The 5,381-nt window shown below is 35.7% G+C and carries 7 protein-coding genes; all 7 read right to left on the bottom strand.

Translation table 11 applies throughout. The features are described from left to right. On the bottom strand, nucleotides 1–523 hold a 523-nt coding region (locus PHO43_RS09630), incomplete at its 3' end, for an RNA methyltransferase (RefSeq protein ID WP_288012106.1). Nucleotides 524–567: 44 nt separating this feature from the next. After that, complete coding sequence (locus PHO43_RS09625; protein WP_045090447.1) at nucleotides 568–1,287, bottom strand: glycosyltransferase family 2 protein; 720 nt, start codon at nucleotides 1,285–1,287, stop codon at nucleotides 568–570. After that, the gene (locus PHO43_RS09620; protein WP_288012104.1) at nucleotides 1,284–2,006 is read right to left on the bottom strand and encodes a class I SAM-dependent methyltransferase; all 723 of its coding nucleotides are present in this window, start codon (nucleotides 2,004–2,006) and stop codon (nucleotides 1,284–1,286) included. Before PHO43_RS09620 ends, PHO43_RS09625 begins: the two co-directional genes overlap by 4 nt. Continuing rightward, nucleotides 1,996–3,228: a glycosyltransferase family 4 protein gene (locus PHO43_RS09615; RefSeq protein WP_053827142.1), complete on the bottom strand. Its 1,233-nt coding sequence runs from the start codon at nucleotides 3,226–3,228 to the stop codon at nucleotides 1,996–1,998. The genes PHO43_RS09620 and PHO43_RS09615 overlap by 11 nt, the downstream gene beginning before the upstream one ends. A 3-nt stretch (nucleotides 3,229–3,231) precedes the next feature. Next, nucleotides 3,232–4,128, bottom strand: a complete 897-nt coding sequence (locus PHO43_RS09610) for a glycosyltransferase (RefSeq protein ID WP_288008879.1) — start codon at nucleotides 4,126–4,128, stop codon at nucleotides 3,232–3,234. 5 nt (nucleotides 4,129–4,133) lie between these two features. Continuing rightward, the gene (locus PHO43_RS09605) at nucleotides 4,134–4,958 is read right to left on the bottom strand and encodes an MBL fold metallo-hydrolase (protein ID WP_288012102.1); all 825 of its coding nucleotides are present in this window, start codon (nucleotides 4,956–4,958) and stop codon (nucleotides 4,134–4,136) included. Between the two features lie 34 nt (nucleotides 4,959–4,992). Next, nucleotides 4,993–5,381, bottom strand: a 389-nt coding sequence (locus PHO43_RS09600; RefSeq protein WP_288012100.1) for an alpha/beta hydrolase family protein, incomplete at its 5' end; no start/stop codon positions are given.

Genomic DNA, 5,381 nt, shown 5'->3' with positions numbered 1-5,381 from the left:
TCTTAAAGAAATCCCAAATTACAATACCAGCTGTAACGGAAACATTCAGAGAGTGTTTTGTTCCATACTGAGGAATCTCAATACAACCATCTGAAGCATTTACCACTTCCTGATCTACGCCATGTACTTCATGACCCAGTATGATTGCATATTTCTTGTTTTTATCCAATTGTATGTTTTCCAATGATATACTATTTTCAGCCTGTTCTATCGAATATATATAATACCCCTCTTTCTTTAGTGTGTTAAGCGCACTAACTGTATGATTAAAGTATCGCCATTTTACTGAATCTTCTGCACCAAGGGCTGTTTTATGTATCTCTACATTTGGAGGTGTAGCAGTAATTCCACAGAGTAAAACCTCCTCAATCCTAAAAGCATCACATGTTCTGAAAACAGAACCAATATTATTTTGACTTCTTACGTTGTCCAGGACCACAACAAGTGGTGTTTTTTCTGCTTCGCGGAACTCCTCAATATTAATTCTACCCAGTTCCTCAAGTTTTAATTTTCTTCTTTTCATATTAATTGAATACACATAAAAGTATATGATCGAAAAGTAACAGTTTATTTAATAGCAAATCTTATAATAAACCATATGTGGTGTAGAAAAGTAGAGACCTTCCCATAATGTTTCACCATTATCCTATATCTCTCCTTGAGAGATTTCTTTCTGTTTAAAGTTGTCACTCCTTCATTAAGGTAGTTAATCAGAAATTGATTTGTATTTATAATAACCTTTGACTTCTTCAGCATTCTAATTGCCCAGTCAAAATCCGAAGAGAATTTATATTCAAGATCATACTGCTCTGTAATTTCTCGTTTCACTATAAAAGCCTGATGACATACAAGCATGCCCTGTTTAAAACTTTTCCAGGTAAGCTTATCCGGAGCTTTCAATCTCCTCATATGTAGAAAATTGCCCTCATTATCCACAATTGCAGTTTCTCCATAAATTATGTCAGCCGAACTATCAGATTGCATTATTAGTTCTACAGTATTATTAGCGAAAAAAGTATCACCTGCATTTAAGAAGCAGAGATAATCACCAGTAGCCATTTTAATTCCTTTGTTCATTGCATCATACAATCCATTATCAGGTTCACTAATCCATAATAATTTATCATTATCATATTTGTGAATCAGGTCAATGGTGTGGTCTGTAGACAAGCCATCAACTATAATATGCTCAATCTCAGGATATGATTGCAAGCAGACGCTTTTTAAAGTACGCTCAAGCGTTTGCTCTGCATTAAATGTTACTGTTATAACTGATAATTTTTTCATTTTCGGGCATATATAGCAATAAAGGGAGATAAAAACCTGCTCTTTATCGGAAATAGTTTTACAACATAACTAAGCATCTTAATCCATTTCCTTTTGCTTTTATTCTCGGGCTTCGGCTCCAGCCATAACATTGGCTTGCCAATATAATCAACTGTTAAATCTTTTAGATTAAATCCTTTCATTATCCTTTCAAGGATAGATATGTCCATTGAGTTTAAGTTATGAGCATCAAGATTTTGTTTGTCGAACCAACGCTGGATTGAGCCATTCAAACCTAGAAAATTGGGAATAATGATAAGAAGCTGACCATTTTCGGATAGTAATTCAACATGTCGACTAATTACATCTGCAGTATCTTCAAAGTGTTCTATAAACCCGGAAGAAAACACAATATCATATTTCCTTTCGGAATGGAATGATAAAAAGTCAGCATTTATACACTTAATACTATTTAAAGGCAAGTCATTTCTATTTTCAATGCTTCTTACAATCTCATAATTCAGGTGAAAATCAAGTAAAGTTACATCTTTAACTCCATGTTTATAGAAATATGCAGAGAATATACCCGGGAACCCACCAATATCAATGAAGCTTTTTCCTCTTGTAAGCAGAGGCATAAACTTGTTAAAAACGACCTTCTTAGGAATCTTATCATATTGATAATTTCCCCAATACTCATTCCAATGAGCCTGATCAGTTATTTTATTATTACCCTTCATATAAAGTTTTATAGAGCGCTGCAACCTTCTTCTGTTCATATATACTCATAACCTTTTCACGTGAATTATATGAAAGTGTCTCAGCATCAGCCTCAAAAAGAGTCCAATTTATCCCTTTGGCAAGATCCTCTGAACTTTTGTATTCGGCTACATAACCGGTTAATTTATGATCTATCATCTCAGGAATTCCACCAATATTAAAACCAACGCAGGGAGTGCCTGAAGACATAGCTTCCATAATAGTGTTTGGAAGATTCTCCTGCAGTGATGGAGTTATATATACATCAGCTGCATTATATATATCAGGCATCTTGTCAGAGTCTATATAACCCATACAGATAGAGGGGGAAGACAGTCTATCTGCAATCTCAGCGCCTTCGTTTCCTGCAATAAGAAATACTATTTTATCCTTAATTTCGGATGCAATTAACCTAGAAGCATTTATCAAGTAATCAGTTCCCTTACGTTTATCAGAAGCTTTTGCTGCAGCAAACAGGAGTAGTTTTTTATCCGTAGGAAGATTTAGCTTCTCCCTAATAAGCAATTTGTCCTTCGGCTTATACAAATCTGTGTCAATAGGATTGGGTACAGAAACAATTTTATGTCCATTAGTTAATGGGCTTTTCTCTGCCAGCTTTTTCAACCAGTCACTGCATGCTACAAAAGTGATATTGCCTTTTGAGTATATATCTTTCTTCTTATTAAATATCAAATTCGAAAGATCCTTATCAGAAGGATTTGCAATATATGGACACCTCCCGCAAGAGTTCTCATATTTATTACAATCTCCTGAATGATGACAAATACCTGTGAATGGCCACATATCGTGCATAGTCCACACTACTTTTTTCCCCGATAGAAGAATCTTCTCAATCTCCTTAATTGATAACATACCTTGATTAATCCAGTGCAGATGAATTACATCAGCATTCTTGAATTCATCAAGTTCAGTGATTGATAAACCTGTATTTGCAATTGAAATATCAAATAGAAATTTTCTTGAGAGATGATTATAAAGGAATATTTCACCTCTTTCACGGTAAAAATTCCACCTGTTATTAAGTTTACTTCCTCCCTGTATTACTTTAAGGTTATCAGATCTTTTATCACAGACTAGCATTTTAGCGTTTTCACCTTCAGAGTTTAGAGCATACATCAAACGGTATGCAGCAATTGCAGCACCTCCATGAACGTCAGATTTGCTGATCATCAGGATATTCATAACCTATCTGCTTCTTAAAAATCTGTTTATCCTTCTTTTTAACTTTGCTCTAAATGAGTTTGTTTGACCGTAATATTTCATAATTGCTCTTCTGGCTTTCTTGTTCTCACTGATTTCAGGGATATTAATATTCAATTTCCCTTTATACAGGTCAGTACTGTAGATATCATCGCTTCCGCTATGAATCCCGCTACCGTCAAAGCCAATATTTCTTACAAGAGACCTGCCAGCATTCAGTGAGAGTATATCATTCAGAAAAAGCGTAGCATTCCATCTAATAGCCCAGGAGTCGTTCTCACCATTTACCTGCCTCTTCAGCATTCTTGTAAAAGGATATTTGCCATTAAAATCAAACTGTTTTGAAAGCTTACGCCTCTTTATTTCGTTCAGCAACTCTTTCCCATCAGGGTTGAAAAGTTTCCATGCTCTTTTCCATGTTGCCCATCCCCAGCTGCCTGTCCATTTAATTAAGAAAGACTCTGGCAGTTCTTCTATAGGGAAGATAAACCCCTGAATATGACCAATTCTATCCTCATCCTCAAACCTATCCAAAGCCTCGTTCATAAAAGTGAGAAAATGAGGTGCAGTAATCAAGTCATCCTCCAGAACGATAACTTTGCCGTGCTCATTTATAATTCTGGTAACTCCCTGAATTATGTTTTTCGCTAACCCAATATTATTGCCATTCTCAATAATACAGATCTTCTTAAATCCATCAATTGAGTGTATAATCCTTCGAACTTCCTTAACATCATTTTTATCAGAATTATTCTTATACCCATCCGAAAAGATGTATAATTCAGTTTCACTACAAAGCTTATTATTCATTAAAGCTTCCAGTGTTTGCCTTGTATGTGATGGTCGGTTATAAGTAAACAGAAGAACAGGTGCTAGAGACATTTGGTTTAGAATTCAATTTTTGCTGATAAAACATTTCTCTCGAGAACGTGAAGGTCAACATGTTGTCCCACCTCTATACCCTTTAGTGACAGCTGATCCCTTGTAGTATTAAATGCAAGTTCAGGGTTATTATTATCACCACTCAAATGGCATAACCATATATTGCGTAATTCAGATGTAAAATTATTAGCAAGAAACTCCGCTATCTGGCGATTACTTAAATGTCCTGTACCAGAAGTAATCCTTTTTTTAAGGTGCCATGGATACCTGCCATTATGAAGCATCTCTTCATCATAATTACTCTCAATTACCAGCTGATTAGCCTTACAGATATAGTGGGCTACCTCATCAGTTATAGCACCCACATCTGTTGCCACTGTCATTCTTTGACCACCGAATTCCAGATAATAACCTGCGTTATCATTGCTGTCGTGAGGCACATCAAACGGTGTTATCCTAAAGTCCTCAATCTGAAAAGTTTTACCTTTTTCTATATATTTTGCCGATCCATTTAGTCTGTAATTAATAAATGGATTGTTCTTTATACCTTTATGTACTTCCCGTGTTGCATAAATTGGGATGTGCATTTTTTCTCCAAGCTGCCCAACCGATTTAATATGGTCGTAATGATCATGTGTAATCAGAACAGCCATTATAGTAGAGATATCCACACCATACTCAGCCAATCTTTTTTTTATAACACGAGGACCAATTCCCGCATCAATTAAAATTCCATAGTATGAATTTCCTAAATAATAACAATTGCCACAACTGCCACTACTCAGGCTGAAAAAAGAAAATCGTTCCGACGGGAAAAGTTTGTACTGCATATTATCTACAAAGATAACAAGTTTTCAGCTACCATCAATCAGTGTATATAAAATCGTCAAAATAGCGGGTAATATGTTCATGAAGGTGAACACGATCAGCACCTGTCATATTATGTCCATGTCCCGGATATATAAAGAAGTCAGGATGCACCCCTTCTTTTATACAAGCTCTGATAAACTGATTGCTGTGTTGCATAACAACAGTAGGATCTTCATCCCCGTGTATTATAAGCAGTCTCGATTTCAGCCTATCAACCTTATTCAATAAACTTGATTCTTCGTAACCTTCCGGATTCTCCTGAGGCATATCCATATATCTCTCACCATACATAACTTCATAATAGCGCCAATCGGTTACTGGTCCCCCCGCAACACCAACCTTAAACAGATCAGGATATCGAAGCAGCATATATATAGTCATAA

Source organism: Lascolabacillus sp., from assembly GCF_028696275.1.
GTDB lineage: Bacteria > Bacteroidota > Bacteroidia > Bacteroidales > Dysgonomonadaceae > Proteiniphilum > Proteiniphilum massiliensis.
Note: the sequence above shows the minus strand (reverse complement) of the source record. Positions and strands in the feature narration are given on the sequence as shown.

Bases quoted from the DNA above. Each gene is read 5' to 3' on its own strand.
- PHO43_RS09610 (WP_288008879.1), bottom strand. From the start codon at position 4,128: ATGTCTCTAGCACCTGTTCTTCTGTTTACTTATAACCGACCATCACAT.
- PHO43_RS09605 (WP_288012102.1), bottom strand. From the start codon at position 4,958: ATGCAGTACAAACTTTTCCCGTCGGAACGATTTTCTTTTTTCAGCCTG.
- PHO43_RS09620 (WP_288012104.1), bottom strand. From the start codon at position 2,006: ATGAAGGGTAATAATAAAATAACTGATCAGGCTCATTGGAATGAGTAT.
- PHO43_RS09615 (WP_053827142.1), bottom strand. From the start codon at position 3,228: ATGAATATCCTGATGATCAGCAAATCTGACGTTCATGGAGGTGCTGCA.
- PHO43_RS09625 (WP_045090447.1), bottom strand. From the start codon at position 1,287: ATGAAAAAATTATCAGTTATAACAGTAACATTTAATGCAGAGCAAACG.